General features: G+C 37.4%; 21 protein-coding genes. 8 read left to right on the top strand and 13 right to left on the bottom strand.

Annotation, left to right across the window (positions count from 1 at the left end):
- Positions 1-152: 152 nt before the first annotated feature.
- From L0Z67_RS16915 to L0Z67_RS16870, 10 genes are all read right to left on the bottom strand, one after another.
- A complete protein-coding gene (locus L0Z67_RS16915; RefSeq protein WP_405128321.1) occupies positions 153-2,525 on the bottom strand; it encodes a prolyl oligopeptidase family serine peptidase in 2,373 nt (790 codons plus the stop codon).
- The gene (locus tag L0Z67_RS16910) at positions 2,518-4,908 is read right to left on the bottom strand and encodes an ABC transporter permease (protein WP_405128320.1); all 2,391 of its coding nucleotides are present in this window, start codon (positions 4,906-4,908) and stop codon (positions 2,518-2,520) included. Before L0Z67_RS16910 ends, L0Z67_RS16915 begins: the two co-directional genes overlap by 8 nt.
- Positions 4,902-5,630 (bottom strand): ABC transporter ATP-binding protein, encoded by a 729-nt coding sequence (locus L0Z67_RS16905; protein WP_405128319.1) that lies wholly within the window; start codon positions 5,628-5,630, stop codon positions 4,902-4,904. The genes L0Z67_RS16910 and L0Z67_RS16905 overlap by 7 nt, the downstream gene beginning before the upstream one ends.
- Before the next feature lie 4 nt (positions 5,631-5,634).
- Positions 5,635-6,861, bottom strand: a complete 1,227-nt coding sequence (locus tag L0Z67_RS16900) for an efflux RND transporter periplasmic adaptor subunit (protein ID WP_405128318.1) — start codon at positions 6,859-6,861, stop codon at positions 5,635-5,637.
- A gap of 33 nt (positions 6,862-6,894) precedes the next feature.
- Positions 6,895-9,009, bottom strand: coding sequence for a peptidase domain-containing ABC transporter (locus tag L0Z67_RS16895; protein ID WP_062567074.1), 2,115 nt, complete (start codon positions 9,007-9,009; stop codon positions 6,895-6,897).
- Positions 9,010-9,019: 10 nt separating this feature from the next.
- Positions 9,020-9,715 carry a hypothetical protein gene (locus L0Z67_RS16890; protein ID WP_405128317.1) on the bottom strand — a complete coding sequence of 232 codons (696 nt, stop codon included), beginning with the start codon at positions 9,713-9,715 and terminating at the stop codon, positions 9,020-9,022.
- 3 nt (positions 9,716-9,718) lie between these two features.
- Positions 9,719-10,753, bottom strand: a complete 1,035-nt coding sequence (locus L0Z67_RS16885; protein WP_405128316.1) for a radical SAM protein — start codon at positions 10,751-10,753, stop codon at positions 9,719-9,721.
- Positions 10,754-10,820: 67 nt separating this feature from the next.
- Positions 10,821-11,003: a hypothetical protein gene (locus L0Z67_RS16880; protein ID WP_405128315.1), complete on the bottom strand. Its 183-nt coding sequence runs from the start codon at positions 11,001-11,003 to the stop codon at positions 10,821-10,823.
- Between the two features lie 70 nt (positions 11,004-11,073).
- Entirely contained in the window at positions 11,074-12,204 is a 1,131-nt protein-coding gene (locus L0Z67_RS16875) for a hypothetical protein (RefSeq protein WP_405128314.1), read from the bottom strand.
- Entirely contained in the window at positions 12,204-12,386 is a 183-nt protein-coding gene (locus tag L0Z67_RS16870) for a hypothetical protein (RefSeq protein WP_237128242.1), read from the bottom strand. The genes L0Z67_RS16875 and L0Z67_RS16870 overlap by 1 nt, the downstream gene beginning before the upstream one ends.
- Positions 12,387-12,602: 216 nt before the next feature.
- Between L0Z67_RS16870 and L0Z67_RS16865 the strand changes: the two genes are divergently transcribed.
- From L0Z67_RS16865 to glmS, 4 genes are all read left to right on the top strand, one after another.
- A complete protein-coding gene (locus tag L0Z67_RS16865) occupies positions 12,603-14,660 on the top strand; it encodes a winged helix-turn-helix domain-containing protein (protein WP_405128313.1) in 2,058 nt (685 codons plus the stop codon).
- 307 nt (positions 14,661-14,967) lie between these two features.
- Positions 14,968-15,612: a helix-turn-helix transcriptional regulator gene (locus L0Z67_RS16860; protein ID WP_193988046.1), complete on the top strand. Its 645-nt coding sequence runs from the start codon at positions 14,968-14,970 to the stop codon at positions 15,610-15,612.
- A 162-nt stretch (positions 15,613-15,774) separates the two neighbouring features.
- Complete coding sequence (locus L0Z67_RS16855) at positions 15,775-16,545, top strand: DeoR/GlpR family DNA-binding transcription regulator (protein WP_193988045.1); 771 nt, start codon at positions 15,775-15,777, stop codon at positions 16,543-16,545.
- 94 nt (positions 16,546-16,639) lie between these two features.
- Complete coding sequence (gene glmS, locus L0Z67_RS16850) at positions 16,640-18,460, top strand: glutamine--fructose-6-phosphate transaminase (isomerizing) (protein ID WP_237128240.1); 1,821 nt, start codon at positions 16,640-16,642, stop codon at positions 18,458-18,460.
- Positions 18,461-18,662: 202 nt separating this feature from the next.
- On the opposite strand, the gene L0Z67_RS16845 is transcribed toward glmS, so the two are convergent.
- Positions 18,663-19,079, bottom strand: a complete 417-nt coding sequence (locus L0Z67_RS16845; protein ID WP_405128312.1) for a hypothetical protein — start codon at positions 19,077-19,079, stop codon at positions 18,663-18,665.
- Positions 19,080-19,656: 577 nt separating this feature from the next.
- Here L0Z67_RS16845 and L0Z67_RS16840 point away from each other — a divergent pair.
- The 4 genes from L0Z67_RS16840 (at position 19,657) to L0Z67_RS16825 (ending at position 23,262) form a co-directional block, all read left to right on the top strand.
- Positions 19,657-20,628, top strand: coding sequence for a calcium/sodium antiporter (locus L0Z67_RS16840; RefSeq protein ID WP_405128311.1), 972 nt, complete (start codon positions 19,657-19,659; stop codon positions 20,626-20,628).
- Positions 20,629-20,692: 64 nt separating this feature from the next.
- Positions 20,693-21,523, top strand: a complete 831-nt coding sequence (locus L0Z67_RS16835) for a mechanosensitive ion channel family protein (RefSeq protein ID WP_405128310.1) — start codon at positions 20,693-20,695, stop codon at positions 21,521-21,523.
- A gap of 269 nt (positions 21,524-21,792) precedes the next feature.
- Positions 21,793-22,128: a helix-turn-helix domain-containing protein gene (locus tag L0Z67_RS16830; protein WP_405128309.1), complete on the top strand. Its 336-nt coding sequence runs from the start codon at positions 21,793-21,795 to the stop codon at positions 22,126-22,128.
- A gap of 408 nt (positions 22,129-22,536) precedes the next feature.
- Positions 22,537-23,262, top strand: a complete 726-nt coding sequence (locus L0Z67_RS16825; protein WP_405128308.1) for a hypothetical protein — start codon at positions 22,537-22,539, stop codon at positions 23,260-23,262.
- A 434-nt stretch (positions 23,263-23,696) separates the two neighbouring features.
- Here the strand turns inward: L0Z67_RS16825 and L0Z67_RS16820 are convergent, their stop codons facing one another.
- Both L0Z67_RS16820 and L0Z67_RS16815 read right to left on the bottom strand, forming a co-directional pair.
- Entirely contained in the window at positions 23,697-25,319 is a 1,623-nt protein-coding gene (locus L0Z67_RS16820) for a methyl-accepting chemotaxis protein (RefSeq protein ID WP_405128307.1), read from the bottom strand.
- Positions 25,320-25,599: 280 nt separating this feature from the next.
- Complete coding sequence (locus L0Z67_RS16815) at positions 25,600-26,325, bottom strand: hypothetical protein (protein WP_405128306.1); 726 nt, start codon at positions 26,323-26,325, stop codon at positions 25,600-25,602.
- Positions 26,326-26,357 lie beyond the last annotated feature (32 nt).

Genomic DNA, 26,357 nt, shown 5'->3' with positions numbered 1-26,357 from the left:
GCCCAAAGTTGGCTCAGTTACAGCTAGCCTTATGTAGCAATGATGACAAGTGAAATGATATAGAGCCTTTGAGTGTAAATAATTTAGGAGATTATATAAGAATAATGCTTTTTATGCTCAATAGCGGTTACTAAAGAGCATATGGTATTACTTCATAATTGTGCTCGGGATGATTTTAACCACTTATTAAGCCAAGCTGATTGCTCTTTAAGTAAATATGTTAAGTTTTCTTTCGCTCTATAAGAGTGGCCTTCATAGGGGAGCATAATGAGCTGAGTTGTTTTTTTATTCGCAATTAGCGCTTGATACATTCTTGTTGATTGTAGGGGGTAAGTCCCCGAATTTTGGTCATTTTCACCATGAATAAGCAGCAATGGCGCATTAATTTTATCTGCGAACATGATTGGTGATAAGTCAATATAGGTCTTTTTTGCTTGCCATAGAGTACGCTTTTCACCTTGAAAGCCAAAAGGCGTTAACGTTCTGTTATAAGCACCGCTTCGAGCAATACCAGCTTTAAAAAAGTCAGTATGTGCGAGCAAGTTTGCTACGGTAAATGCGCCATATGAATGACCCATGACAGCTAAAGAGTCGATATCAATCAACCCAGTACCTTCGAGTGCATTGATAGCTGCTTGTGCATTAAGGTTTATTTGATTGATAAAATCATCATTGGGTTCTTGACCGTCAAATGCAGTGATTGGCATCGATGGTAACTCAAAAACTGCGATGCCGTCATGAAGAAAAACCAAAGGGCTTAATGGATCAAATTGCCTAAATATATTGGTTTTTACAGTATTTTGTTGGCTTAGTTTTTTATTATTAAATTCATCCGGATAGATCCATAGGACTGCAGGTATTTTGCCTTGTGCTTTATCGTAGTTACTCGGTAAATGTAGCGTACCACTTAAATTTAACCCATCGCTTCTTTTATAATTTATAAATGTAGGAGGCTTGTCAAAATATTGCTTATTTTTGTTCGTTAATAAGGGGATTCGCTCATTCATATCAGTGCTCAAAATTGCAAAATATTGAGGAGCAGTTTGTACATTTTGTGTTTGTATAATAAGCGTATTATTTGCCACTCTTAAAGGGAGTTCAATGCTTTCTTTACTGCTGATAAAGTACTCTTTTCGTGTGTTATTGGTCTTGTTTAGTGTCTTTATAGTGGGCCTGATGCCCTCTTTGCTAAGGCCGTTCGATAAAAATAAAAGGTTTGAATCATCTTCAACAAGCACTTCATACCCTTCAGGTAGTCTCAGGGTTTGCGGATCGCCAAAGTCATTAAATTTATCTCTATAGTCTCGTTGCTCAATTAAGACATTTGCTGAGGTACTTGCACTGATTAAAGAAGCTTTTGCTTGTTTACTAGCATAAAGCCATTCTTGAGCGACTCCGGCACCTGACTTCCCCCATATAATATTATGTACTCTCCACTTTGCCTGATGGATGAGTTGTTTGTTTTGATTGAACGGGCTGGGAAGTTTATATGTATTGTCATGATATTTTTTATCTACTGACATATCACCATTATCAATTGCTTCGGTCCAAGTGAGAGTTGAGCCTTCAGAGGGAAGCCATTTTACTAATCTTGCACCATTAGGGACGCTATCTTTGGCTTTCTTTAAGTTAACCTTGTTATTTAAAGAGGGTAAAACATTTAGCTGGTGGTGGGTTTTTAAGTTAGTAACTTGATAGTCTCTGCCCCACTTTTTGTATGGTAAATAGGAAGAGAGCTCTTTGGGTAGAGTTGACGACAACACATACTCTCCGTCAGGAGACACAGAGAAATCATCAAATAGCATATTATCAGTTAGAGAGGTCACATTACCTTTTAAATCGATTTTAACTAAGCTTGAAAGCGCAAGAGTTTTAAATTGCTCTTTAAGTTTGTTATTTTTTAGAAGGCTTTGATATGTTCGTCCTTGCTCTACTTGTCGCTCAGATGAGAGAGAGTTCGGCTGTTTTAATTCGTTAATGGGTGAGTGTACTTTAGTATTTCTTTTTTTAACGATTAGTGCTGTGCTGTCAGGTAGCCACCTGAGGTGTCTGCCACCTAATGAGGCAGATAAATTGACCTGAGAAAGGCGTTTGAAAACCTGAGTTTCAACATCATATACCCATAAATTAATTGTGTTGTCATTTTGAATTAAATAAGCAATTTTTTTAACGTCAGGAGACCAGTTATAGTCAATAATGACGCCGCTATCAGGGGTTAGATCTATGCTCGTTCTATTGCTGATATCAAAAAGTGTTGTATGGCTATATAAAGGTGTGTCAAATCGGCTATATAGATTGCTATAAAAATCCAAGCCCGCTAACTGTACGCGTGCTTGTGATACATAGTGAATCGATGGATAGCGTATCTGATGTAAAAATAGAGCCTGTTCCCCATTAGGTGATAGTGATACATTCTCTTGTGTTGTGGAATCTATATAGCTTTCCCATTGGGGCCTATTCTCATCTGTGTTTGCGTGTATCGCGAAAGATAAGAGCAATACTATAAATATAAGAAATCTATTCATTGCGTAATGCCTTTATTGGATCTTGTCTTAGTGTTTTATTGATCGGAAAAAAGCTCGTGATAAGCGCCATAACTAACAGCCCAAGCCAGATAGATAATGTTAACCACCAGTTTATAGTTAAGGTGACGTTGGGTAGTGAAAAGCAATAACCAATAATTAAAAATGCTAATGAAAAAGCGAGCACCAAGCTCATCGTTATGGGTTGCATAAGCTCAAGTAAACTTTCTTTTAATAATCTTAGGTTATCTGCGCCCATTGAGAGCTTAACGCCCAAGCTATATCTGCGTACTTTAATTAAGTAGTTAACAATGCCATTGATGCCTATACAGACCATGAGTAATGATGTTGATGCAAGTACAATAGCGAGCCAAGCTGCGTTTAAATGACGCTGTCGTTGGTCATCAAATTGAGTTGTTAATGACGCTAATGAATGTATATCTAAGCGTTTATCAATCCCGTAGATCAGTTGCTGAATTTGCGGTATTGATGCGGAATCTTTCATTGTTAGAAGGTAGGTATATTGACTCCAGCCGGGGTAATCTTTGGGTGTGAACACTTCAAAGTTTTCACTTTCAGGCCTTCCTGGTACGTAGGTATTACTGACTACACCTACGATAGAATAAAACGTTTTGCTGTCAAAGCTGACTTTACTATTTAGTACGTTCTGTGTGTTTTTATCCAACATATCCGCAAGGCGTTGGTTAACAATAATGGGCGGGTTTTTAAGTTTTTCATCACCTTTGCTAAAGCCCTTGCCAGTTACTTTAAGATCTAATTCTGCAAAATAATTGTTGGAAACTAAGCTATTACGCGCTTGGGCAATATACTGGCCAGCTTCATCATATATTTGGTTAACGTTAACCGTATCGGGTAAGCGCTGTTCTGATGATAGTGCTAAACTGCTCACATTATCGAGGTTTAATAGCTGTTGGGTGATGGCTTTATGAAGGTTAATTCGTTCACTCGGCTTATCGATATTACTGTAATTTATTGTAAGTGAGTATTTACCTTGAGTGTTTATGCCATTATCTCTGAGTGCTTCAGAGAGTGTCACTAACACGACGTGACTTGCTGCGGTTAATACTAAAAATGAGAACAAAATCTGTAAGCCAACTAACAAGTGGCTGGTCGCTGCGCTCATTTGTTTTCCAGTACCTTTACCGCTACTTTGTAAGCTACTCATTAAGTTTTTCTCTTTTACGACACTTAATTCTATAAATGAATAGAGTGCAGCAATAGTAACAATCAAAAATACTGAAAAGAGGAGCGTATTTATACTTAACGAAAGAGTATCTAGCCGTTGTATAGAATTTTCGGCTAAGTTTTGAATAACGATAAACCCTATTTGGGTAAGTGTTAATGCCAGTATGACTGCAATGCTAATCAGTAGTAAGTTGTGTTTTAGTGTTTCAACAATGAGCTGTTTTGTACTTGCTCCAAATGCAAAGCTTACAGCAATTGGTTTTATACGAGTAATTGCTTTTGCAAGTTGCATACTAGAGAGGTTGATAAGTGCAATGATCAATAACAAACAAACACCTAAAAGCAGCATGAGTACTATTTTTCCGCTATCACCTTTTAATGCTTCACTAAATGTCGTGATACGTGCGTTAACAGTAAAATCTTTCAGAATATTAGGAGCATGGAGCTGAGCGCCTTTCAATGATAGGTCTGATAACTGTTGTGTGATTGCAGATTCTGATGCTGTATCTTTTAATCTAACAACACTTTTGTATGCACCCATAAACCCATTTGCTGTTTTGGGATCAAATACCTCATCGACATCAATAGGTAACCATATCGCATCGTTTATATTTTTGTAGTGGGGCAGAACAAGATCATCTGGAGCTACACCAACAATAGTGAATCGACGTTGATTTAACTGTATTTTTTGACCAATGATATCATCTTGACCTTGGAAAAGTTTTTGCCATACCCTATAGCCTAAAACGACAGACATGTGCTTACTGCCAAGCGCCTCGGTCTCATTGAATAATCTTCCAAGTTCAGGTTTGACACCAAGCAGGTCAAACAAGTTATTAGATGCGAGAATAACGTCTACAGCGGGTCTAGTTGGCCTGTCTAATAATTTATAGCTGGTCCACTTATGGTAGGTAGCCATATCAGTAAAGAGCGTATTTTCATTTTCTATATAACTCATTACTTTTGAGTTACTAGCAGGGCCTGAGTAGCTTTTTGAATTTACGGTGCCTTCTAATAAATATAAATTATCACTTTGTTGATAAGGCAAGGGGGAGAAAAAGACTAAATCCACTAAGCTAAAGGCGCTAAGTACCATGCAAAGAGTGAGCGCTAATGTAAATACGGTTGTTAAATAGTACTGCTTAGCACGTTTGAAGGTATTGTAGGCTACTTTTAACATGGCTGAGCAACTCGATTTGCATCTGTTGGCGTACTGACATCATCATTTTCAGCTATTACAGTGCCATCTTTTAATTGAATATTACGAGATGCCATGTTGGCATAACGCGGGTCATGGGTGACTAAAACGATAGTTGTGCCTTGCTGATTAAGGTCTTTGATCAATGCCATGATGGCATCACCGTTTTTAGAATCTAAGTTACCTGTCGGCTCATCGACAAGCATAATACCTGAATCACCAGCCAGAGCGCGAGCAATAGAAACGCGTTGCTGTTGACCCCCTGATATTTGGTTAGGGTATAAATCAGCTTTATCTGCAAGGCCTACTTTTTCTAAGCAATCTAGGGCACGTGCATGGCGCGTTGAAAGCGAATCCCCTCTGTATTTTAAAGGCAGTGCTACATTTTCTAAGACAGTCATTTCATCTATTAGATTAAAAGATTGAAATACAAAGCCGATTCTATTTCCACGAACTTTAGAGCGTTGCGTTGAATCCATATCAGAAACAAGTAAGCCGTCGATGTAATATTCACCGCTTTGTGGGGTGTCGAGTAATCCCATAATATTCAGTAGTGTTGATTTTCCGCACCCTGATGGGCCTGAAATAGAAATAAATTCGCCATCATAAACAGTGAAGCTAATTCCTTTTAAAATTTGACTGACCTGATCGCCATTGGTAAAGGACTTAGTTAAGTTATTAACCCTTAAAATTTCAGTGTTCATACTTCTAGCTCTCTATTTTTATCATTTTTGTTTCAGCAGGAATATCTAAGGTGGAAATAATAACTTGCTCGCCAGGCTCTAAGCCTGATAGCACTTGAATTAGCTGTCCTGATGTTTTGCCATATTGCACATCAACTCTAACAGCCTTGTTATCACTCGTTAGCTTGAATAGTGAACCATAGGCTCCCTCTTTAGCATCACTGGGCTGCTTTATGTAGTTCATATCTTTTTGTACGTCGGCGTAGATGGTTGCATCAACCTGTTGCATTGGTTTCATGCTGCCATGCTCAATTGCTTCAAGTTCAATATCAACCTGTACAGCACCATCATTGATAACAGGGTCAACACGAATGACTCGTCCATGCACTTGCTCATTGAGTGTTGTAATCTCGGCTTTCATGCCCATTTGAATTAAATGCGCTTGAATTTGCGGAACTTTTATTTCCCCAACTAATGGCGATAGGCTGCCAATAAGCGCAAGCTCAGAGCCTGCTGTTACACTTTGCCCTAAACTGAGAGGAAGGCGCTGGATGACCCCTTTCATTCCTGCTTTTACAGATAATTGCTCGACCATCAGTTTTGCAACGTTGAACTCATCTTCTGCTTGAGAAATAAGATCATCTTGAATTGAAAGTGCTTCTTTTTGCATTTCAGTGAGCTTGTCTAATTTTGATTCTTCGAGGCTGATGCGTTTAAGTAACTGCTTCGCTTCCAATTCATTTTTTTTAGCACTAATCCCAGAGACAATTCCCGACTTAGCTAAAGAGCGTTCGGCTTCTACTTGGAGCATGGCAATTTCTGCTTGTGCTTTTAACTCAGAGATACTTGATTCATTGTTTAACAGCTCCCGTTGTTGCACTAACAAAGTTTGACGTTTCTGTGTCTTTGCATTTTTGAGCTTTGCTAAAGCTAGACGCAGCTTGCTCTCAAGCTCAGGGTTGTTTAATGTCAGAATCACTGTATCAGGCTCTACAACGGCCCCTGCTTTTAGCTTTATTTCGTCGACAACCGCATTGCTGGTGGCTGTAAGTAGTCTTTTATTAATAGATTGTAGCGAGCCATAACCTTCAACCTTAATAGAAAAGTCACCTCGCTCTACTTTTGCCATTGTTACAGACTCAAGAGAGATTACTTCTGCATTATCTGCAAACCCTAACCGCCAACCAGATAAAAGCATAATGGCTGACAAACCAATTAACCCCTGATAAACAAGTTTAGATGTGAGTTTCATTATTTTTTCCTTTGCTTTATGAGCAATCTTTAGTTAGATCACCTCTGACAGTGTTTGACCATTAATTAACTTTTCTAAGTCTATTACTCTGTCTGCTGCTTTTATCGTTTCTTGCCTGTGGGCGACGCTAATTCTGGTTATTCTTTTTGATTTTAAATGCTGATTCACTTGTAATTCAGTAGCAGCATCTAAGTGACTCGTTGCTTCATCTAAAAATAAAACAATAGGTTGGCTGTAAAGCGCTCTGGCTAACAGTAAGCGTTGTTTTTGACCACCAGACAAAGAACTGCCTAAGTCGCCCACCTGTGTGTGCAGTCCCATAGGCATGGCTTGAATCTCTTGCCAAATTGCTGCACCTTTTGCAGCCTCAATCACTTGATTGATATCTGGTTTGGGTTCAAAAAAGGAGATATTTTCAATTAAAGAGCCATTCAGTAATTGATCATTTTGCATAACCGTGGCGCACATAGATCGAAAGTTTCGCATCCCTAGCATATTGATTGAGTGTCCATCTAATAGGTAATCACCTTGCTCGGCTTTAATTAGGCCCGTCATTAGCTTAAGTAAGGTTGATTTGCCTAATCCCGAGCGGCCAATAATAGCGACAGATTCTCCAGCATTTATTTCAAAGTTGATACCTCTAAATAACCAAGGAGATGATGGAGAATATCTAAAATGTAAATCACGTACTTCGATATGTCCTTTAGTTTGCTCCTTTGCAACGACCAATGAATTACTCTCTTGTTCTTGGCTTTGCATGACGATATCTGACATTCTTCGAAGATAAGTGGATGCCAACTTAAATCGAAATATATGGTCAACTAAGGTTTGAGTGCTGCTTGAAAATTGTTGACGATAGGCTAAGAAGGCAATGAACATACCAATCGTAAACGCATTGTTTATAATTAATGTCGCACCAAAAAATATAACGGTTAAATACTCTACTTTACTTATTAATTCTTGGCTTATTTCAGCCGAAATAGATATTTTCTCTCGCTTAATATTTTCATTGGTTGTATCGGCAAATAAGTTAAGCCATGATGATAATCGTGTACTTTCTTTGACGTAGCACTTTATGGGCATTATTGCTCGAATTGTTTCGAGGAAGTGGCTATTTTCTTTTGCTTGTTTCGCTAAAACCTGTTCTAAGTGTTTATTTTCTTTTTTTGTTAAGTAAAGCCTTACCATTAACGTGATAGATAAAAATATAAGTGATATCAAGGCAAGGGTAGGTGAATAGGTATACATTATGATTAAAGTCGTAATACCAAGAAGGCCTTCGACAATCGCGGCAATAAAGCCTCGGCTAATCATACGCTGAACTTCATTAAAGGCCTCGAATCTTGATTTGATATCTCCGACATGGCGAGACTCAAAGAATGATAGAGGTAAATGTAGTAAGTGGCGTTGTATATTAGCCTTTACCTGAAAACCTAAGTTCTTATCTAGGTATAATATTGCCGCTGAGCGAATAATATTACTAAACGTAGTTAATAGTGTGATTGCTAGAAATGCAGCCAGTAGCCAGACCAACACACCGCTATCTGAAAGTGGAATACCATGGTCAATGACGATTCTTATATAGTATGGGGATATGAGTAAAAAGCATTGCAATATCAATGCAATAACGAATATTTTGAATAGCGATGAGCCTAACCCATCAATATTACCTATAAACGTTCTAAGTGGCATTTTTACTCTTTCATCTGCAACCGTAAATGTCGATGAAGGAGTTAACTCTATTGCAATACCAGTGAAAGCTTCAGAAACTTGTTTCCAATCAAGTTTAACTTTCCCTTTGGCAGGATCATGAATAACGATCCCTGTTCTACTGACCGACGCTAAGGTTACAAAATGATTAAAGTTCCAATGAAGGATTGCTGGCCCTTTTAGCTTTGATAGCTGTCCAAGCTCTAGTTTTAGTACACGCCCAGACAAGCCAATATCATCAGCTATTTTTAAAATATGTTTAACGGTAATGCCTTGTGTTCCTACCGGATAGCGCTGTCGCATGGCAAGCATATTAACTTTGTAGCCATGATAAAATGCGATCATTGCAAGGCAAGTAATCCCACATTCAGCTACTTCACTTTGTAAAAAAGTAGGCAATTTAGATGATTTAAAGTCTATATAATCGGTTAGTCGCATTTAATTTTCACTATTTAATTAAATTTATAATCTTTTCATCTTGCTTGTTAAGTACTATTTTTATTTCAGCGTTAGGTGATAATTTTTGTATCTCATTTTCTTTTATTCTTAAGTGAATTTTTTGTTCTTTTTCACTTGATATTCCATTAATAACCATAGTGACTGTTGCAGTTATTTTTTCATCGTTAATATGTAGAGTCGCTTTGTCATTTACATTTAAATTGATTTTATTGGTGTTTGATATCCAAAAAGATAATTCACCATCGGCTGGTGGAGTCAAAAGATAACCAAGAGGCTTGTATGGTTGAGTTATATTTTTATCAATTTTAGAGTGAAAGAAAAAACCGTCACTGGGAGAGCGGATAACATCACTTTCTAAACTACTTTTATTGTTTAGTTTAGAGATGGAGATCAAAGGCTGATCTTTTCTTACATGCCCACCATTTTTAGATAGGTAACTTTTTATAATGGCAACTTCACTATAAATTAGTGGTGTATAATTTTCAGCAGATATCTTAACCGCAAGACTCTTACTTGATGGGATCGAGATTATTTTTATTACAAGGAAGAAAGCGATAAATATGAAGATAAGAAATAATATAGAGTTATTTATCACTTTAGGTTGCTTTATAAGCGACTTGCCAATATCACTTGATTTATATTGGTTCCTAAGAGCTTCCTTTCTAAACATATTAACAATAGACATGAGCTAGCTAACTTTCTTTATCGGAATGTCACCAACAACAGTGTTGCTGTTCATATAACTAAGCGGGCATCCCATTTGCCAGCTATCAAGAGTCGTAAAGCCTTTTATCCAGGTGCTAAATTTTTCATTATTTAAAGTGAGAGTGCCGTCAGGGTTAATCTTGCCAATATTGTTTCTGTCATCATCTAAAGCAACGGTACACTTATTGATATTACCATTTGCTCTAATTCCTAAAGAATTTGGCTTTCCGGCATAACAGATGTAATAGCCCCGATCATTCGTTTCCTTACTATTATCTAAATAACGTTCTGTTAGTTCTCGAGCTAACTGTTTGGCTGATTTTTTTGATATTAGGCGGTTTATTTTTTCTTGATTATCACCCCCTAAGTTAGATATTTCTTTAAAAAGCAACTGAAACCTACTGTCTTCTTTTAGCTCTTCATCATAGCGTTCACAAAAGGCTAAAACACTTTCATGGTTTAAGTCTGTAACATGTATTCTGAGAGTTATATGAAAATCAAGATCTGTTGCAGATGCTGCTAATAAGCGACCCCATATTTTATCAAAACTGCCTCTTCCGTTACGTGTTAATCGAGTTGTGTCGTGTGACTCTTTGTCACCGTCAATAGAGATTTGAAAGCTATTTTGTTTTAGCTCCACAAGTTTTGTAAGTGTTTTTATATCGAGAAGAGAACCATTTGTAGTCAGATTTCCCGACACTTTACAGCCATTTTCTTTTGCTAATGATTGTGCGTATTCAGCAATTTCAAATAGAATATCTTTTGCTAATAAAGGTTCTCCACCAAACCAACTAAATGATAGGCTCTTTAACTTAGGTATTTTATTTTTGATAAGAATTTTAGTAGCATCGACTAACCAACGAGGCATTTTCCCAATTTCAAAATCTTCATAGCAATACACGCATCGAAAATTGCACTGCTCTGTTGGAAAGATTATTAGCTGGAATTTTTCATTGCTGAGGCTATTTACTAATTGTTGTTTAGAAAAGCCTTTAATTTTTCCTGTTGAAGAGATCATTTTTTCTCCTTTAGTTGTAAATTAACCCAGATCACTTTAAAGAGGGTGATCTGGGTTAGTGTGTTAGTTATAGTTCTTTAAATTCAGAGCCACAGCTAATGTTTGCACAACCGACATTAGTCTCTTCATCCTCTTCTTCTGGAGAGAAACCACCAGCTACAACGCCAGCTAACTCTTCACTTAGCTCAACTTCACCTAGGTCATTAAGTTTGATTTCTTCGTTTTTGATATTTTCAAATTTCTTGCTCATTTTATTTCCTTAAATTTATTTTATTAGCCCTTAATGGGTTTTATAATTATGGATGTTGTTTTTTATTTTTTTAACTGTTAAATCTACTAGGGTTAATTATTTTATTAATCCTTTTTGTTATTTCTTTTAAGTTTTTCTTGTTTTCTCTTTCCTCAATGAAGGGTAAGTTTAATTCATGTGAAATGTATTTTTTCAGTATGAAATATTCTGTTTTTTCATTTATTTCTAAAAGTTCTTTCTTTATATCTTTGGATGGGTGGTTTTTATATATGTCTAGAACTGTCATGCCATAATTGAATTCATCATTTATTTGTTTATAACTTTTCAAAGTGTTTTTTACGAGTGATGAACTCTGTGACTCTTTACTTTCTGCGATAACATATGAGGAAAAGTTCAGGTCTGATAGTGAATCTAGCTTTGTTTTCTTTAAGCAAGCTATCAGGTGATTTAACACAGTTTTAGATTTGCTTTCATTTCCTGATTTTTTAAATAATTCGTAAAGCCGGTAGCTGTATATCCCATTTTTTATACATTTGTATTTTCTTATTTGCTTAAAGCAAATATCCAAAGCTTCATCAAATTCATTTAAGTAAATTAGTGATATTATTTTTGATTCAATATATATGTCATTATTACTATATTTTTCAGGTATTAAGTCTTGGAGTGAGAACACCGCATTGAAATTAGAATCTGCAGTATAGCTTTTTAAGCATTCATCTAACGTAGCAAGGTAGAGTGCCTCCCAATGCTCGCCAATATCCGACTTTGAAACTTTTATTCCACCTAAATGAACTTTGTCACTGTTATAAATTGGAGATATGTTGTTTAACAGGGAATCGAACTCTGATTTTCTTTTCGTCAATTTATAGAGCCTGAGTAAGTTGATTGTAGGGTCTATAAGGTTTATGAGATTTTGGTTATCTCTGTCATTTCTATATGACTCACTCCACAGGTCGATCGCTTTCTTTAAAAACAGCTCACTTTCATTAGTTTTTCCTTGGTAAGCTAACACTAATGGGTATGCATTGATTAGCCTTCGCAGTGTTCTATTAAACTTTATCTCTTGACCTGCTACATCCCTATCAAAAGCAATGCACATGTTTTCACACCATTGCTCAATATTATATAAAGCTGCCAAATCCCGTTTTTCGGTTAAACGCTTTAAGTGAGGTTTGTAGCTTGTCGAAAAATTTTCTGGCATTAGCTAATGCCCTCGGAATCTGAGAAGGAGGTGCGTTGTTCCTGATTATCACTTACATGACAATAGACCTCTTCAGGATCGATATAACCACCGACGAGTGCATCAAGTAATTCGAGGTTGGTAATTTCAATAAAACCATCATTTGTTCTTCGAGCTGCTACCGAGTGTTTTTCTGATTTCATATTGTTTCTCATTTAACTTGCCTTATTAGTTTTTCGGACTTGAAGATAAACCTAAAATAAGCCAGCTGATTTGCAATGATTTAACGCTGATATATCTGTAACCAAGTTGTGACTTTCTTATAAATCAGTTGGTTATGATTGTGTGGTAATTCTAATTACAGTGCGGTACTATAGTTGTTGTTAAGGAAGTGTTAAGTTTGTGAGTGACTAAACAGTATGTTTTTTAAGATTGGTGAGTATTATTTAGATACGCAAGAGATGTCTCTTCACATAAATGAGCAATCAATTTTATTAGAACCAAAAGTCTTTGCTGTCTTAATGTATTTTATTGAGCATAATGATCGTTATATTTCGATGGAAGAGCTCCATGAAAACTTATGGCAAGGTCGATGTGTCTCTGATGCAGCTGTTAGGCGAATTATAAGTAAAATACGTATTGTTTTGAACGATGACCACAAAGAACCTACTTACCTTCAATCTCTTCCAAAGCGTGGCTATAAATTAATTTGCCCAGTATCTCAAATTGCAGAAACATCTACGTCTGAGGACACCGAAAAACCAATAAATGTTAAGAATAACGACGCAAAAAAAAATAGGCGTTTTTTATTCCTTGTAATTGCCACCCTCTTTTTGTTTTCATTGACCTACTTCATCTATAAAAATACTGATAAAGAAGTACATGTCGTTACAAAAGTGATTGATTCTGTTATTTCGGACAAAAGGGCGTTAGCTGTTTCAAATGATGGCAAATATATAGCATTTACAAGTAAAGTAAGTCATGAGGAAAATGACCACATCTATTTAAAAGATAGAGAAAGCCAAACTGTCAAAATGCTAATTGATGATACGACCCTACCCAGGGGGTTAACTTTTTCCAATGATGCAAAACACTTGTATTTTTCTGATAATTTAGATGGTACTGCTTTATTAAAACAGGTTGCCTTAGAAAGTGAAGCACATAAACCAGAGATATTAGTATCCGACTTTTACTTTATCGCCGATGTTTTTGTGGATAAAAATGAAGATGGCCTAATTTACTTTTCTGGGCAAAAAAGCCAGCAAAGTGCAATGCTTATCTATAAGTATAACTCTAACAATAACTTGCTAGAGGAAGTTACATCCGTTGCTCAAAAAGGTGCACATGACAGCCAAGCCGATATTTCTCCAGATTCTAGCAAAGTTGTTGTGCTTCGAGTTTTTTTAGATAGTAAACGTAACTCTATTCGAGTACTCGATTTAAAAATTGGTAGCACACTTTTCCAGCATGACCAAAATGTTGTCATTTATGATGTTCAATGGCTAGATAATGAGCACATCATTTTAGTCGATGATAAAAAATTAACTAAATTGAACATTAAAACAGGTGATTTAGAGATCATAACTAATTCAGAAACAGGCTTGATTGCTGCCAAAGTTTTAAGTTCTAGTTCTCTATTGGCGATTAGAGATAATGTGTTAACCAATACGCTGATAGAGAAGAAACTACCATTAAGTGATTTTAAAAATGTTGAGTTAATCCAAGAGAAACAACCAAAGCAAGGTTACATTAAAGCTTACCAGCCCGTTGATAATAAAATCTGGATGGTTATAAAAGAGAGCGGAGTAAACTCTTTGATTTTTTATGAAAAAACAAAGGCTGATAAAAAAGTGACTTTAATGAGTACTGAAAAGCCACTCAAGTTAATAAGCTCCTCGACATCTGGGCAATATGTATTACTGAAACTTCAAGAGCGCATAACGATTCTTAATACACTTGATAATAGCCTTACCTACCTCTCTAAAGCTGATGAGTTGATTGGCGATATTACTTTTTCACTAGACGAAAAGTCTATTTTATATACGCGTAAGAGTAATGGTGAATGGCAAGCTTTTAAGCATACGATTGAAGAGAAAACAAAGGAAAAAATCTTTAAAGGTTACCGCTTTATTCGTCCATTCAATGAAGGGTATGTTCTAGGTGATGACAACGGCAGGTTATCACGCTTTGAAACGTTAAAAGAATCGATGATCCCAATGCCGATAAGTGTGTCTACTGAGCATAATACAAACTGGACGATTATAGATAGCACATTACTATGGAGTGATCATAACTTGATAAACACCACCTTCTATGAAATGGACTTATACGATGTTGATGCCTCTAGCTTAAAGTCAAAAACGTTTGACTTTAACGTGATTAGGCCTAGTTTTTATGTAGATAAAATGAATAACTTGATTGTAGTTGAAAGCTTAGGTAATAAATACAGTGATATAATTTTATTTGAAATTCAATGAGTTAAATGCTTTTCTTTAAAGTTATAAAAAAGTCACCACATAATTATTGATAAAATTGCCCTCTTAGCCCAAATTTAATGTGAACAAAATAACTACAACATAAGTTAGGGGCTATACCACTATGAAAGACACTTTTAAAAAAACATTCATCTATGTGACTACCTTTATATTATTAACAGTAGCTAATACCGGTGGACTGTATATAAATGATACTATTAAAATTAATACTGACGAGTCATCAGTGAAAAGCATTTGTATTCTCGCTCCAGATCTATGTAAAAAATAATCTTATAAGAGAGCGTTTTTTATGGTAAATATAAATGAACTTCATTCTAGGATTGAGAGTATAAACTCAGTAGATAGCTTTAATAATTTTTTTACAGATATAAAAAATACTTATAGTTATACGCAGGTAGGGTTTATTACTTTTGATTTCTCTGACTTATTTAGATTTGATACTAATTACTTTGGAGAATTTGAGCGCCCTTTTTTAGATGAGGTTCATTCCTGTAAAAAATTAATTCATTATTGTCTTAATGAAACAAAAGCGCTGATGCTTAGTGAAATAAATGGCAATTATGATTCAGTATTAATTGTTCCTACAGGTTTACATAAGAATAAATTTGCTTGTTTGGTACTTGAGTTGCCCAATTTAAGTACTGAACCGCACAAAGCAAAAATGCTAGGAGACTATTGGCGAATCTTTTTAATCGAAATGTTTGAAGCCTACCGACGTTCAACGCGTACAGAAGCAGTAAAAATTACACGGCGAGAAAAAGAGTGTATTAAATGGGCATCAATAGGCAAAACATCCTGGGAAATTAGTCAAATACTTAATATCAGTCAAAGAACGGTTGATTTTCATTTGTCTAACTGCATAAAAAAAACGAGTAGTACTAATCGACAGCAAGCTATCGTGAAGTGTATCTTAAACGGAGAATTGCTTGCCTAACACCAGCAAGAGCCACCTTTTATGGTGGTTTATTTGTACCTAGTGTGAACTTAATTGAATTATAAGTTTCCCCTTCATTTTATTTAAAGCATTCACTTGCCATTTATATTGTTTCGTTTAAAATCTAAAAACTTTCGAAACGAAACTTATGTGATCATATAAATGACAAAACGAAACACTCAACAACGTCGCCATACAATCTTAAGTCAAGTTAATGAGTACGGTGAGGTCGCTGTAGAGGCGCTGGCTGAGCAGTTTCAAACTTCAGAAGTAACGATTCGTAAAGATCTCACGGCACTTGAGAAAAGTGGCTTATTACTGCGCCGTTACGGTGGTGCCATTGCATTGCCGCAAGAAATCGTTGCAAATAGCAATGAGAAAAGCGACTCGCTTCGCAAAATGGCAATCGCGCAGGCGGCTGCAAAGCTTATTAAAGACCATAACCGCATCATAATTGATAGCGGCCGCACTACAGCAGCGATGATCCCTGAACTTGCCAATAAGCATGGCTTAGTAGTGATGACCAATGCTATTAATGTCGCTAACCGACTGCTTTCATTAGAAAATGAGCCAACACTTTTGATGACCGGTGGGACTTGGGATCCGCATTCAGAATCGTTTCAGGGCCAAGTTGCAGAGAATGTTCTACGCTCTTACGACTTTGACCAACTCTTTATTGGTGCCGATGGCATTGATATTGATAGAGGTACTACAACCTTCAATGAATTAGTAGGGCTTAGCCAAGTGATGGCTGAAGCTGCCCGTGAAGTGGTAGTGCTGGTTGAGTCAGAAAAAATTGGCCGAAAAATACCGAATTTAGAACTGCCTTGGCAGCGTGTTACCACTGTTATTACAGACAACCACCTAAGCGTAGATAAGCGTGAGGCGATAACAGCATGTGGTGTACAGCTGATCTGTGCAGAAATTGAATAACCGTAATAAGACCGACAACACCTTATTACGCATCATTTATGACAACACATACCGCCCAAAGTAAAACACTTTGGCATGTGCAAAAGGAGAGATTATGTGTGGAATCGTAGGGGCTGTTGCAGAACGCCCAGTAAATAAAATTCTTGTAGAAGGCTTAAAGCGTCTTGAATACCGTGGCTATGACTCAGCAGGTGTAGCCCTCGTTGAAGGAAATGTATTAAATACAGTAAAAGCAGTGGGTAAAGTTGCTAATTTAGAATCAGCCCTTAATGCGGCAAATGTAAAAGGCACGACAGGTATCGCACATACGCGCTGGGCAACACATGGCGGTGTAACTGAAGCGAATGCACATCCGCATATTTCGAATAGCGAAATTGCACTCGTTCATAACGGTATTATCGAAAACCATGCCAGCCTGCGTGATGCGTTAAAAGGTGATGGTTATGAGTTTTTATCAGAAACTGATACTGAAGTAATGGTGCACCTTATCCACCAACTTCGTCAGCAACACACTTCTTTATTGGCAGCAGTGCAAGCGGCTGTTAAGCAGTTTGAAGGCGCATTTGGTACCGTTGTTTTTGATAAAGCGAACGATAACGAAATCATTGTAGCGCGCTCAGGTAGCCCTCTAGTTATTGGTTTAGGCCTTGGTGAAAACTTTATTGCATCTGACCAACTTGCTCTATTACCTGTTACTCGTAGCTTTATTTACCTTGAAGAAGGTGATGTTGCTCGTATTACCCGTGATAGTGTGGAAATATTTGATGCAAACGGCGAGGCAGTCGAGCGCGAAGTGATTGAATCAAACATCACGCAAGATGCATCAGGTAAAGGCGAATATCGTCACTACATGCTGAAAGAAATTTACGAACAGCCCCTTGCTGTACGTAACACACTTGATGGCCGCCTTCACAATGACACTGTAGCGATTGATGCCTTTGGTGACAGTGCTCAGCAAATCTTTAAAGACGTAAAGCACGTACAAATTATTGCCTGTGGTACTTCATATCACTCGGGTATGGTTGCGCGTTACTGGCTTGAACAGTTTGCAGGCGTGAGCTGTAACGTAGAGATAGCCTCTGAATTCCGTTACCGTGAATCATTTGTACATGAAAACAGCTTACTTGTGACCATTTCACAGTCTGGTGAAACAGCCGATACACTTGCTGCACTTCGTCTTGCAAAGCAGCAAGGTTATATGGCGTCAATGACCATTTGTAACGTACCTGGTTCATCACTGGTGCGTGAATCTGACTTAGCCTTTATGACTAAAGCGGGTGCTGAAATTGGTGTTGCATCAACTAAAGCCTTCACCACACAGCTTGTTGGCTTATTAATGCTAACAGCATCGATTGCTCAAGAAAAAGGTTTAGATCAAAGTGCGATTGTCAATGCAATCAAAACACTGCCTAACAAGTTAGAAGAAGCATTACAGCTTGCAGAAGGCATTGAAGATTTAGCTGAAGAGTTTGCTGACAAGCATCACTCATTATTCTTAGGTCGTGGTTCACAATATCCAATCGCGATGGAAGGTGCCCTTAAGCTGAAAGAAATTTCATACATTCACGCCGAAGCATACGCAGCGGGTGAGCTTAAGCATGGTCCTTTAGCGTTGATTGATGCTGACATGCCAATCATTGTTGTAGCGCCAAACAACGAACTACTTGAAAAGCTTAAATCAAACGTAGAAGAAGTACGTGCCCGCGGCGGTATTATTTATGTATTCGCAGATAAAGACTCACACTTTGAATCTGATGAAACAATGCGTGTAATTAACGTAAACCATGTGGATGACGTGATTGCCCCAGTTGTATATACAATTCCATTGCAGCTACTTTCATACTATGTTGCGGTTATTAAAGGCACCGACGTAGATCAGCCTCGAAACCTAGCAAAATCGGTGACGGTTGAGTAAGTTTAGAGTTTTATATTTATTAAGTGTGGGTGAACAATAAAGTTTCACCCCATACAATAAAGTATCATACCAAACAATAAAGTATCATACTCAAAGCGCTAGAGTAGTCATACCAAATGTGCTCTTAAAGTTTTTTCTATGATTACGAATATGAGTTATAAAGACTCCGCTAATGGTTACTTAGCCGGCAAACAATTGCCAGCTAAGCTGTGGTGTTAACTCTATTAGGAGGAGCGCCGTAAACTTTTTCAAGAATCTCTCCCTTCGTAGGTCCTTGTCCATGTGGGTAAGTTGCCACTTTTAAAGTTTCTCCATACTTCAGTTTCAAACTATTGATAACTTCTATGTCTGTTTTATTTGCATCTCGGCTGTCAGAACTACTTGGATAAAAGCGCCAATCATTATCTCCAAATGCAGCAATAACTCGGCCTTTTACCTCAAGCACAGTATGTTGGTGCACTTGGTTTTGGGCGTTTATTTGCTGCTGGTAATCTTCCATGCCATGCGGTTGTAGTTCTGATACTTTTTTCTTTATACCAACAAGCTCATCTGAAGAGAGCTTTCTCATTTGGGTATGCTTAACCGGTATCGGTGTTGAGTTTGCGAGGGAAATAGCCATAAGTTGTTCCTTTTACTTTCTAAAGTAGACAGCAAAGTACATACCAGTTATTAAAAGTTAACAACGGTTCTTATTCTTTTCATAGGATGAGGCATTATGTCTTAGTGGTCATAGTCATATGCTCTCAGTCAGCTTTAAGTCTCGAGTTTTGCATTCCTATATTTTCTGGAGCTTTCGCTGCTCCTTTCAAGTTTAAGATTGTTCACTAAAATTGAAAGTCTTACCCTGATAGTGATACGCAATATGTTTGGAAAAAGGTGAGCCAAGTTAATTGTATTATTATTAGGAATGGATTATTCTTTAAACACTTAGGGGAGTAGTCTCTTGCATTTAGCAAGGAAACTGTCAACAGTCTCCGAGCAACACCGCTCGTGGCAGTTTCGAACCTTATCAGGTTTTGACAAGACTTAAGGCAATGGGTCATTTCGGGCAGAGATGGTTTGTTGTCTTTTTAGTCTAGTCTGCCCTAAGGGTAAATAATGAAACTACGTCACTGCCAAAGCTCATTTCATTTTGTAAATAGACCAGACAACTCTGTCATACGCCTTTCAGGTATTGATACCGTGGGGGCTCAGTCATGGTTTTAGCTATAGCCGCTATTATTGCAGGGTTTGCCTTACTCGTATGGAGTGCAGACCGCTTTGTTGAAGGAGCGGCATCTACGGCAGGCCATGCTGGCTTACCTTCAATTTTAATTGGTATGGTCATTGTTGGTTTTGGGACTTCGGCTCCTGAAATGGTTGTATCTGCCATGGCGGCAAGTGATGGAAACCCTGACTTGGCGTTAGGTAATGCACTCGGGTCCAACATTGTAAATATCAGCTTAATCCTTGGTGTAACAGCCATCATTGCGCCTATCACTGTTCAATCTAAAATTGTTAAAAACGAGCTTCCCTTATTATTAGTTGTCGTACTTTTTTGTGGGTATTTGCTGTATGACGGCGCTTTATCAGTGATTGATGCAAGTCTGTTGTTGGGCGGATTAGTCTTGTTCTTAGTATGGTCAGTCTATTCAGGTATGAAATCACCAAGTGATACCCTCGAAACAGAATTTGATACTGAGCTTAAAAGTCACGCCATGTCTTTAGGGAAAGCAATTTTCTGGCTCATCGCGGGTTTAACATTGCTCATTATTAGCTCTCGCATACTTGTTTGGGGAGCGGTTGAAATTGCAACTGCGCTCGGTGTCAGTGACCTTATTATCGGCTTAACTATCGTTGCTTTAGGGACATCTCTGCCAGAGCTTGCAGCTTCTATCATTGCCGCTAAAAAGGGAGAGCATGACATCGCCATTGGCAATGTTGTGGGGTCGAATATGTTTAACATCCTAGCTGTAATTGGTATCGCCGGTATTATTGAACCTATCCCTCATATTTCTACCGACGTACTTTACCGAGATTGGAGTGTGATGCTTGTACTTTCCATCATGTTGCTGATTATGGCTTACGGTTTTGGCCGACAAGGCAGAGTAAACCGCTGGGAAGGTGGTGTCTTGCTTACTTCCTATATAGCTTACAATGGTTACTTAGTTACCAGCATCATTAACTAGCTTTCGTTATCAAATTATTTAGAAATAAACGCGTATATTATTTATATTTAAAGGGAAATCACCGATGGAAACCATCATAAACTTTTTTTCTGAGCACCAATTACAACTCATAGCGATAGCCAAGAATACATTGCTTACTATTTTCATCTTTATAGGAGCTAGTATTTGCTCAAAGCTACTTAAACGAGCTGTACATAAAGGTGTTTACAGACTGAGTAAGCACGATGAAATCATTACAAAGCTGCTTACCACGCTTTCAGGTTATGCGGTTTATTTAATTGCAATTGTGATTATTTTAGATTTATTTGGAGTCAATACGGCCAGTCTTGTCGCACTCGTCGGTGCAGCTGGTTTAGCAATCGGTCTAGCATTAAAAGACACTCTCAGTAACGTAGCTGCGGGGGTCATGCTACTTTTCTTAAAGCCACTAAAAAAGGCAGAGTTTGTTGAAGTGTCAAGCTATACAGGGAGTGTAAAAGATTTAGGTCTATTTACCACAGTCCTTGAAACCGCCGATGGTGTTTTTGTATCAATCCCAAATAGCACGGTTTGGGCAAATGCGATAAAAAACTTTACGAGAAATGAAAAGCGTCGCATGGATATAACTGTGGGTATTTCTTATGGTGATTCAATTGAAGATGGGCTTGCTGCATTAAGGGAGCTTGTCAGTGAAGAATCGCGAATTTTGATTGAGCCAGCCCCTCAATACTTAGTCCACACATTAGCAGATAGCTCTGTGAACTTGCAGCTTCGTGCCTGGGTCGCTACAACACATTACTGGGATATATATTGGCAAACACAGCGTAAAATTAAAGATAAAGTGGAGAGCAAAGGAATTACAATCCCGTTCCCTCAACGTGATTTACATATTATTGAGTCAAAAAATAACGCTTAAATTACTTACCTTTGCTCAGAGCAGTGAGATTATTGCAGGGGCCTGCTCCTGCAGTGTTTAACACATAAATGATTAATAAATCCTCGTGAGCTCTAAGGGCGCATTGGTTTGGATTTTAAGCTCTCTAGTGATTACGACAACTATCCCTTGAACGAAATTATCCAGTTTCAAGTGCTACTATATAGTAACAAGCTGGGTTTATTTTACTATATAGTAGCAAAATGCGCCTTTGTTATTATATAGTAACGTTTTGAGGGTGAGAGGTGGATATGAGTTTGTATGACGGTCAGTTGTTAGCCAGTGCACGAAAAAAGATGTCATTAACGCAGGAGCAAGCGTCAGAAATTATAGGTTTAGGTAGAAGGCAGATATCTCAAATGGAAAATGGAGTTTTTGATGGAGGGATTAAATATTTCATCCAATACCTTAAACTTTTAAATCTGAAGATAGACATAATATCAAGTACTGGAGACGTTTGGCGTGATACAAGTATTCTGCAGGATTCTATCTTTAAAGATGAAGATACGTGTAGCACGTGTATTTCTGAAGCTGAGAGAGAAGCACTCAATAGAAAAATTGATGAGCTGTTTCTAAACAATGAGTAGCAATCCACTTTTTTATAAATAGACTTACACTCTTAATCGTTTTACTGCTTTGCTCACATAGCTCAAAATTATGGCTTACTAAAAGATGCAGTGGTAATAGCATCACTACATCTGAATCTAACCTTGGGACACCTAGGGATGTTTGGGAAATTGAATATAAACCACCTCAAGACATCAAAATATATCCACTTTCTAAACGTGATGACAATGACATCAGAGCCTTGAAGTATATCCATATTTGCGATGAAACATCTATAGAAACTATTCGACGCTAACATTTTACTTTTTTAAGTGAGCACCTTGAGGCTCACTTTCTTCTTCATTTAAAGCAAATAGCTCAAGTTAATAGAAAGGCATCCGATAACCTGTTATATCAAGTTTATAGATTACGTTTATAAGGAAGTGAACATGAAACTTATTACGTCAACATCAACTTCAATACATGCTTCAATGAACTCACCTTCACAAGCGGAAAAAATTAATAGTATGGAAGTAAGCTCTGCGAAAAAACAGCATGCCACTACTATCTCAAACGACACGATAGCAGCATCCTCACAACAAAATACAACCACAATTAAAATAGTGACAAATCAGCTCTCTGCTGATGAAACTGTAGCCCTACGTAAGAGTCTTAAATGGCTTTCTGATTTTGCTAAAAAAAAGGAAAGCTCTGCTAATGATATGGTCTCTGAAACTCAGCGCATCTTAGCTGAAGTGGCGAAAGAACAACCTAATCTACTAAATAAAAAATTCGACTTCACCAACACGGGCGATGAAATAGACATTATTGATCATGATCTAACAAAGAGAGAATACAATTACTTAAAAGCTAAGTTCAACGCGAGCGATAAACTAGTTGAAGCCACTGATTTTTTAAATACTGCTGTAGCTGACTCCAAAAGTTCGACATCAAAGAATAATACAAAATACACGAAAGAAGATGTTGTTGGTCGAATTCATGTTAGAGAGGTTATCGAACAGGCTGAAAAAAGGTCAGCTGAAAGAGTTAGAATTATTGAAGAAAATATTATTATGAAACCTTATGATGAAAGAGCAATGTTCAGGAAGGAAGTCCATTTAAATGCACTAGATATAGTAGAAAATACAAGTGTTCGTTTTAGCGCTAAAGTATAATAACTTCAGGTTTAAGTATAGAATCGAAAATATGAAACGCCAAGGCTTCGGTAGGCGTGCAGTTGGCTTTATTTCGTACATCACAAGTGTGTTTGTTCGCTTAAGGCAGCTTTGCTACCACTATGCTACTGGTGTGGGTGATATCTTCTACAATTAGCGCTCTTCGGTTAATTGTTCATTGGCGAGTTATCTGCTGGCCCATTATGTCCCAAAATCATTCAGAGTAAATGAGCTAGAGTCTACTTCTAATTTACTTTATATTTAACACGTTTTGCTCAATTGACTCCCTTCACTTGAGCAAACAGTCATGAACTATAAAAAATTTAATGAGCCTTGTTCCAACATATGCTTTTTACTATTTGCTGAAAGAGCAGAAAACGTTTGGAGTTCACTCGCTGGTTAAAATATTTACCACAAACCAATTGTTATTTATTTCAAACAACAAACCTTGATGTCAACTCATTCAAAGTTTGTGCAAGCCTCGCAAGCTCTTGATTTGAAGCTGCTGTTTCATTTGCTCCGGCAGCCGTTTCGCTAGAAATATCACGAATTGTTACTAGGTTCTTATCCACATCTCTTGCGACGATTGCTTGCTGTTCAGTGGAACTAGCAATACTAAGATTTTGTTCGCTTATAATCGATATTAAACTGGTAATTTCATGCAATGCATCACCGGCTTGGTTAGCCACCTCAAGTACAGCTTTTGCTCTTTCATGGCTATTTCTAATTGCATTCACTGTATTATCAGTATTTGATTTTACTGCCTGTATCATTGCTTCTATTTCTGTTGTTGACTCTTGTGTTCTAGACGCCAATGAACGAACTTCGTCAGCCACCACAGCAAACCCTCTACCAGACTCACCCGCTCTTGCGGCCTCAATTGCAGCATTAAGTGCAAGCAAGTTGGTTTGTTCGGCAATTGTACGTATCACATCAAGCACTGAGCCAATATTGGCAACTTGCTCAGCTAAACTATTTACGTCTTTAGTCGTTGTATTCAAATCAAGTAAGAGCGTGTCGACTGTATTGACTGTATCTAAGACACGAGCTTTGCCTATATTTGCACGTTGATTGGCATTTTCTGATTCATTTGAGGTCGCTTCAGCATTACGAGCAACCTCATCCACAGCAACTGATAACTCAGTGACTGCCGATACTGCCTGCTCTAACTGCTCTGTTTGAGTATGTATGCCACGCGTTGACTGCTCAGTAACAGCACTTAGTTCTTCGGAGGTCGCTGCTAATTGAGATGATGAAAGTTGAATTTCATTAATTGTTTTACGCAAGATACCTTGCATCTCTTTTAGTGCTGACAGCATGTCCGCAGTTTCATCTTTGCCATTATCATTAATGGTAGAAGTTAAATCTCCTGAGGCAATTTTCTTAGCGGTATCAACAGCAACTCGCATAGGCAAGGTTAAACTACGGGTAAAAAGTATTGAAAAAGTAATTACGATAATCAGTGATACTATGGAAGTAATAACGAGAATTGTGAGTGAATTACTTTTAGCACCCTGGATGTCATGATTACTATCAGTGATACGTTTTTTTTGGAACTCTACCAAATTACGAATATCTGAGGTTATCAGCTCACGTAAGTTTTTCATTTCACCATTTTGCAGTGTTTCAGCTTCTTGAAACCGCTCGTTAGCAACTAAATCTAATTGCTTCGTTAAGGATGTGTCGTAAGTGTCCATATGCTTTCTAATATTGTTTAACAGACCTTTCGCTTCCTCTGCTTTAGCTAGCAAAACCATCTTATCAAGAGATTTATCAAAGTTATCTTTTGCTTCACGAAGGTTTACTAAGTAGTCTTCACGTTGTCGTTCCGTTTTAGCCATAAGCACATTCGCAGTTTGTAGACGCTTATTTAAAAATGAAGCCAGCATGCTTGTTGAAGTGTCTAGTGCAGGTACTCTGTGTGATGCGACCACTTCGAACTCATCACCAAGCTTACTTAATTCAAAAATGGAGAAACTAGCTAAGAGCAAAATCACTGCGCCTATTGAGCCGAAAGCAAAGCTTGCCCTTTTACCAATACTTACATCGCGTATCATTAGAAATCCTTAGAGTTGACAAAAAAACTTTTTGCACAGAGTAAAACGAATTAAATCACAATGGTATTACTATATCACCACAAATACATGTCGTTTATCCAGTTTTCAAAATGAAGAACTAAGATTATGAACTCAAATTAGTTCATAAGGTGTTGGGTTGAACAGTTCGGACTCGATTCTGAACTATACGGAACTCATTCAATAAGAAGAATGAAAGTGACTTTGGTTTCTGCACCACCCCAAAACCTAGTATTGACTTTAGTATCCCTTGGAAATCACACTAATATAAATAAGCATATTTAACTTCTGCTTTACTTACTAATTGGCTGCGCAAATTATCTTGGTATGAAAATATATCAAAACCATTATCAAATGCTTTTGCATTTGGTCCGTATGAACTATCCAAGAGAGCCTTTACATCAATAATGTCTTTAAAGTTATCTTGGGTAACATCATATTTTCCCCAATATTTCCCCTTCCCATCATAACCACGGTCATACTCTTGGCCTTTAATTAAAGTGTTGGGTAACTCTTTAACTAAACTTACAATATCTTTATCTGCATTTAGTTTGCCCTCAAGATAAAATTTTTCATCTTCAGTAATATCACCAAAAACTACTAATTTATCATCGCTATTAATAGAGAACCCCCAATTTTTTTGAACTAGTGATGGAGATGATACCTCTAGTTCATTTAAGAAATTTTCGTATTTAGGTCTAAGCTGACTTAATTTTTTGGGTAATTCACCAAAGCTTATAGTATTAGTCATTTTATCTAAAAGTTCTGATTCAGATTTATGGGCAGTTATACTCAGAGGCCTATCATAGGTGCTCTGGTTTTTTGGGATATGTTCATCTTTGTGATAAATATCAGCAGCAAAACTTTGTTTTTGCTGCTTATTAAACTCTTCACTTGTGCTATCAGGAGTTCTTCTTTCATTAGCAGGAACCGTTTTTTTTAATTGCGCAGCCACAGTATTGGTTAAAATATCGTGAGTTATTTTCATGCTTAATTCCATCTATCGTGAAAAATAATCTA

Source organism: Pseudoalteromonas sp. PB2-1 (assembly GCF_045040605.1).
In the GTDB taxonomy this organism is placed as follows: domain Bacteria; phylum Pseudomonadota; class Gammaproteobacteria; order Enterobacterales; family Alteromonadaceae; genus Pseudoalteromonas; species Pseudoalteromonas arabiensis.
The sequence above is the reverse complement of the archived record's forward strand: the minus strand, read 5'-3'. Positions and strand labels throughout refer to the sequence as shown.

What these genes read in the sequence shown, in the direction of transcription:
- L0Z67_RS16905 (WP_405128319.1), bottom strand. Translation starts at nt 5,630, where the DNA reads ATGAACACTGAAATTTTAAGGGTTAATAACTTAACTAAGTCCTTTACC.
- L0Z67_RS16895 (WP_062567074.1), bottom strand. Translation starts at nt 9,009, where the DNA reads ATGCGACTAACCGATTATATAGACTTTAAATCATCTAAATTGCCTACT.
- L0Z67_RS16845 (WP_405128312.1), bottom strand. Translation starts at nt 19,079, where the DNA reads ATGGCTATTTCCCTCGCAAACTCAACACCGATACCGGTTAAGCATACC.
- L0Z67_RS16880 (WP_405128315.1), bottom strand. Translation starts at nt 11,003, where the DNA reads ATGAGCAAGAAATTTGAAAATATCAAAAACGAAGAAATCAAACTTAAT.
- L0Z67_RS16860 (WP_193988046.1), top strand. Translation starts at nt 14,968, where the DNA reads ATGGTAAATATAAATGAACTTCATTCTAGGATTGAGAGTATAAACTCA.
- L0Z67_RS16890 (WP_405128317.1), bottom strand. Translation starts at nt 9,715, where the DNA reads ATGTCTATTGTTAATATGTTTAGAAAGGAAGCTCTTAGGAACCAATAT.
- L0Z67_RS16820 (WP_405128307.1), bottom strand. Translation starts at nt 25,319, where the DNA reads ATGATACGCGATGTAAGTATTGGTAAAAGGGCAAGCTTTGCTTTCGGC.
- L0Z67_RS16825 (WP_405128308.1), top strand. Translation starts at nt 22,537, where the DNA reads ATGAAACTTATTACGTCAACATCAACTTCAATACATGCTTCAATGAAC.
- L0Z67_RS16900 (WP_405128318.1), bottom strand. Translation starts at nt 6,861, where the DNA reads ATGAAACTCACATCTAAACTTGTTTATCAGGGGTTAATTGGTTTGTCA.
- L0Z67_RS16840 (WP_405128311.1), top strand. Translation starts at nt 19,657, where the DNA reads ATGGTTTTAGCTATAGCCGCTATTATTGCAGGGTTTGCCTTACTCGTA.
- L0Z67_RS16855 (WP_193988045.1), top strand. Translation starts at nt 15,775, where the DNA reads ATGACAAAACGAAACACTCAACAACGTCGCCATACAATCTTAAGTCAA.
- L0Z67_RS16870 (WP_237128242.1), bottom strand. Translation starts at nt 12,386, where the DNA reads ATGAAATCAGAAAAACACTCGGTAGCAGCTCGAAGAACAAATGATGGT.
- L0Z67_RS16875 (WP_405128314.1), bottom strand. Translation starts at nt 12,204, where the DNA reads ATGCCAGAAAATTTTTCGACAAGCTACAAACCTCACTTAAAGCGTTTA.
- L0Z67_RS16830 (WP_405128309.1), top strand. Translation starts at nt 21,793, where the DNA reads ATGAGTTTGTATGACGGTCAGTTGTTAGCCAGTGCACGAAAAAAGATG.
- L0Z67_RS16815 (WP_405128306.1), bottom strand. Translation starts at nt 26,325, where the DNA reads ATGAAAATAACTCACGATATTTTAACCAATACTGTGGCTGCGCAATTA.
- L0Z67_RS16915 (WP_405128321.1), bottom strand. Translation starts at nt 2,525, where the DNA reads ATGAATAGATTTCTTATATTTATAGTATTGCTCTTATCTTTCGCGATA.
- L0Z67_RS16910 (WP_405128320.1), bottom strand. Translation starts at nt 4,908, where the DNA reads ATGTTAAAAGTAGCCTACAATACCTTCAAACGTGCTAAGCAGTACTAT.
- L0Z67_RS16835 (WP_405128310.1), top strand. Translation starts at nt 20,693, where the DNA reads ATGGAAACCATCATAAACTTTTTTTCTGAGCACCAATTACAACTCATA.
- L0Z67_RS16865 (WP_405128313.1), top strand. Translation starts at nt 12,603, where the DNA reads ATGTTTTTTAAGATTGGTGAGTATTATTTAGATACGCAAGAGATGTCT.
- glmS (WP_237128240.1), top strand. Translation starts at nt 16,640, where the DNA reads ATGTGTGGAATCGTAGGGGCTGTTGCAGAACGCCCAGTAAATAAAATT.
- L0Z67_RS16885 (WP_405128316.1), bottom strand. Translation starts at nt 10,753, where the DNA reads ATGATCTCTTCAACAGGAAAAATTAAAGGCTTTTCTAAACAACAATTA.